The following is a 4,375-nucleotide window of genomic DNA, read 5'->3' on the forward strand; positions in this document are numbered from 1 at the left end:
GGCGGGAGAGGTACTGAAAGAAAGGTGTGATAACATAAATTTCGTTTATTTGCCGACCAAGATGGAGGGAAGTAAGCCTGTTTATACCTACACGCTAGCTCCCGGTATCACGGATGATCGTCATGGTATGATGATCGTGAATAACGAACATATTATCGAAATCATTAAAAATGGAGAAGCATGAGTTTTGAGACAGATAAACAGACCCTAGATGACCTGAATCTTCTGGGGAAATACAAGAATAATTCCGTTTACAGTTTGTATGTCGGGACGATCACCCGGGGAGGTGAGCGCAAGATGGAGGACATGTTCCTGCACCCGTTGACAGACGCGAAGTCAATCAACGAGCGTTCAGCCGTGTTCCGTTATTTTAGAGATCATGATTTCGGTTTTCCTTTCGGGAAGGACGAGTTTGATGTCGTGGAACAATATATTGCCGGGGCTAGTGGAAAGCGTGCTTTTATGAACATGTTGCAAATTGCGCGGGCAAAAGCCATGTTTTACATCAGCCATGACCCGGAATTCGGGATTATCCGGGATCGTATCGTGACATCGATTGAATTTTTTCGGAAGGCCCGGACTTATTTTGACGAGTTGGGACGTGACGTTGCCGGGAATCCTTTCCAAAAGATCGCGGAGCGTGGAAAAGCTTTGTTGAGCGATAGCCGGGTGACGAAGTTGTTGGAGAATTCTCGTCGGGAGAATCCCGGTTTGATGGATATGATTTGTTTTGACCGGAATTTGCGGTGTGTTTCTCACAAGAATTTTAAGGAAGTGATCGAGTTATTGCAGGAGATTGACGTGAACGTGGTTGTAGGTAGCGTGGCCAGGGAGAGAAACTTCTGTTTTGCGGAGGCAGCTGATGACGGGGAGATCCTGGTTGCCATGAAGGGGTTGCACCATCCTCGTATTGACGGGGCGATCTCTAACGACCTGGAGGTGACGGCCACGAAGAACGTGTTCTTCCTGACGGGTGCTAACATGGCTGGAAAGTCCACGTTGATGAAGTCATTCGGTATTGCGGTGTACCTGGCTCACATGGGCTTCCCCGTGGCGGCAACTTCCATGCAGTTCCGTATTCAAGATGGAATGTACACGTCTATTAACGTGCCAGATAATATTAACTTGGGTTACAGTCATTTCTACGCGGAGGTTCTTCGCGTGAAGAAGGTCGCTATCGAGGTGAGTCGTGACAAACGCTTGATCGTGATTTTCGACGAGTTGTTCAAGGGTACGAACGTGAAAGATGCTTTCGACGCGACACTGGCTGTCACGGAGGCGATTGCCGAGAGAAAGAATTGCGCGTTTATGGTTTCTACCCACATTATCGAGGTGGGACAGGAACTCGGAAAACGTTGTGATAACGTGACGTTCGAGTATCTCCCGACCGTGATGAAAGGTAAGTTGCCAACATATACTTACAAGTTGGAGCCGGGAATCACGAGTGATAAACACGGTATGATTATTATTAATAACGAGAAGATTATCGAGATTATTAAAGGAGAGGTTGCCTCTTAGTCAGATAAAGATTTCAGAATAATATATTGATCCCGGGAATAGTAATTGTTCTCGGGATATTTTTTTTGTTCGCAATTATAAATTGATTTCTATTCGCTTTTTTACTTTTAATGTGATTATATTTGTGTTCGTCAAAACGTAATGCAAGATAGATGTTGAATGAAATTGAGGTTGGCTTGATCTGTTTATCAGAGAGAAAGAAGTTTAAAGAGGTGTACGAAGAGTATTTTACCGCTTTGAAGTATTTCGCCATGCGTTACGTGAAGGATGAGGAGGTGGCTTGTGATCTGTTGCAGGATGTTTTTGTCAAATTGTGGGAGAAGGGGGATCGGTTCGAGAACGAGATGCAATTGAAGACTTATCTGTACCGGGTTGTTCGGAATCATTGCCTGACTTATATTCGGGATACCCAAAGGAAAGAGAAACGTATGGAGGGTTTCGAGGTGGAAGAGACAGAGGAATCGTTCGTACACCAGATGATCGAGGCTGAGATTTACGCTTTGATAAATGATATTTTCGAGGAACTCCCGGATGCTTGCAGGAATGTTTATATGAAAAGTCTGGAAGGTAAGAGCCACAAGGAAATTGCGGAAGAATTGCATATCGCAATCACTACAATTAAAAAGCACAAGACGAACGCAAATAATTATTTAAGAGGACGGTTGAAGGATTTGCTACTTTCTGCCATATTCTGTGGAGTTTAATTATTTGTGCGTTGTATTTATTATGGATAGACTATTTGCCAAGAGACTTTTGTGCAATTTTGAGAACTTTTTGATGAAATTTTGGTAACAAAATTTCATGGGAGAGCGCTGATTTACTGTGAGGAAACCGGTACTGTTATCTGGTAGAGAGTATGATGTGGTTGATTATGAGCGGAAGAGTGGGTGTCGGGCCGTATGCCTTGGTGATCTGATTTTTTTTCACGCAATATATGTATATTTAAAGATTTAAGTGATTGATTTTTATGATCCTAGTTGTAATTTTGTCTTGATTTTTATCATAACATGATTTTTATTGAAAAAAAATCAGATTCGGAATACTACCTTTCATGCATTTTGGAGTTCTTAATATAGAAATAATTAAAAATGGATTTTCAAATAGGAAATAAGATACATCTGATAGCATGAATATGGATAGTAAGAGAATAGAAAAATTAATAATGAAAGCACTTTTGAAAGAGATTTCTGAAGGGGAGCGGTGTGAGTTGGATGGGTGGTTGAATGCTTCTGAACAAAACAGGAATTTTTTCGAGAGTTTGCATTCGGAGATGTATTTAAAGAAGGCGGTGGGAGATCATAATCGGCTATTGCGGGATGCGGGATGGAAACAAATAAAGAGAAAAACGGTGGAAGTGAGGTCTCGTAAGATTCGTTTGCAGGTGTATCGTGTTGCGGCGGCGATTATTTTCCCTTTAATGTTAGGAGGGTTTATTTGGTATATGATGGGTTCTGTGGAGAAACGGTCAGGATTACCTTTAGCACATCAAGAGATAAAGGTGGGAGGATCTAAAGCAGTGGTTACATTATCAACGGGAGAGCGGGTTGCACTTTTCGGTGACACTACGGTATGTGTGAATGACGGGTTGTCCACGATGATTAATCAGCAGGATACGTTGAATTTCATGAAAAATAACGACGTGGTTGTAGCGGAAAATAGTTACACGGTTATTGAGATTCCGAGAGGTGGAGAATATATTGTTCGATTAGAAGACGGAACCGTGGTTTATTTGAATTCTGAGTCGGAATTGCGAATGCCCGTTCATTTCGGATCAGAAGAGAGACTGGTTTGGTTAAAAGGCGAAGCTTATTTCAGTGTTAAGCACGAGAACAAGCGTCGGTTTATTGTGAGAACGGATAGGGCTGATGTCTCGGTGTTAGGAACAGAGTTTGGAGTAAGGGCATACTCTGGCGAGAAAGAGTTCTTGACGACTTTGGTGAAGGGTAGAGTTGAGGTGAAGAGTGAAAATAACGTGCATCGTATTGTGCCGGGAGAACAAGCGAAAGTTGATAATACTGGAAATATAGCGGTTACGAAGGTGAATACGGATGAATTTGTCGCTTGGAAAGTGGGGCGGATCGTGTTCACGGACGCTCGTTTGGAGGATATCATGAACGAGTTGCAAAGGTGGTATGATTTCAACGTGTTTTACGCAAGTTCGGAACTCAAAGAATTGCGTTTCTCGATGGATATTGTGAAATACAAGGAGGTTTCGGAGATATTTGACCTGATGGAGAAGATTCGAAGAGTCTCTTTTGAGGTAAATGGGAATAATGTGATCTTAAAATAAAGAGAGTAGTACCGCAAATACCACTCTCTTAAATGCCTGATAACAGACAAATGTAAAATCAATACAAAGTTATGGAAAATAATTAGAACAAGAAAAAAAAGGGAACTCATTTCTACCGCAAATAGAATTGAGACTAAGGATAGATAACAGACGAATGTAAAATCAAACAAATTATTTTTATGAAAAAACATCATGAGAGTTTGCGGGGTTTTCCCCGTTGGCTGTGCCGGCTACTATTATTTGTGAATGTTGTGCTGGTGACGGTATCGTTTTCATTTGCTCAACAGAACACGAATCGGGTTACGATTGACATGAAGAATGCTTCTTTATCAGAGGTGTTTAACGAGATTAAACGACAGACGAATTTGAGTTTCATGTTTAGTAACGACGATTTGAAGAATGTTCCGAGAAAGGATGTCCAGATTAAAAATGTCACGGTAGATGAGGCAATGAAGAAATGCTTGGAAGGGACAGGCTTGGAATACGAGCTGACGAATAACGTGGTTGTTATTCGTAAAGCTGCTGCAAAAATTGAAAAAGCACAACAAGTAACATTAACTGGTACTG

General features: G+C 41.7%; 4 protein-coding genes and 1 pseudogene. All 5 read left to right on the top strand.

Annotated features, from left to right (window positions below; all coding sequences use genetic code 11):
* Nucleotides 1-184, top strand: a pseudogene (locus tag AB5542_RS18970) (DNA mismatch repair protein); the annotation flags it as partial.
* Complete coding sequence (locus tag AB5542_RS18975; protein ID WP_279038697.1) at nt 181-1,518, top strand: MutS-related protein; 1,338 nt, start codon at nt 181-183, stop codon at nt 1,516-1,518. The pseudogene AB5542_RS18970 and the gene AB5542_RS18975, both read left to right, overlap by 4 nt.
* 152 nt (nt 1,519-1,670) lie before the next feature.
* Nucleotides 1,671-2,222, top strand: a complete 552-nt coding sequence (locus AB5542_RS18980) for an RNA polymerase sigma-70 factor (RefSeq protein ID WP_087419380.1) — start codon at nt 1,671-1,673, stop codon at nt 2,220-2,222.
* Nucleotides 2,223-2,680: 458 nt separating this feature from the next.
* The gene (locus tag AB5542_RS18985; RefSeq protein WP_158571995.1) at nt 2,681-3,808 is read left to right on the top strand and encodes a FecR family protein; all 1,128 of its coding nucleotides are present in this window, start codon (nt 2,681-2,683) and stop codon (nt 3,806-3,808) included.
* Between the two features lie 179 nt (nt 3,809-3,987).
* Nucleotides 3,988-4,375 (top strand): STN domain-containing protein (locus AB5542_RS18990; protein WP_368243338.1); only part of this gene is annotated, 388 nt, incomplete at its 3' end.

The organism is Butyricimonas sp. RTP31003st1_G1_RTP31003_210430 (assembly GCF_040920905.1).
In the GTDB taxonomy this organism is placed as follows: Bacteria; Bacteroidota; Bacteroidia; order Bacteroidales; family Marinifilaceae; genus Butyricimonas; species Butyricimonas paravirosa.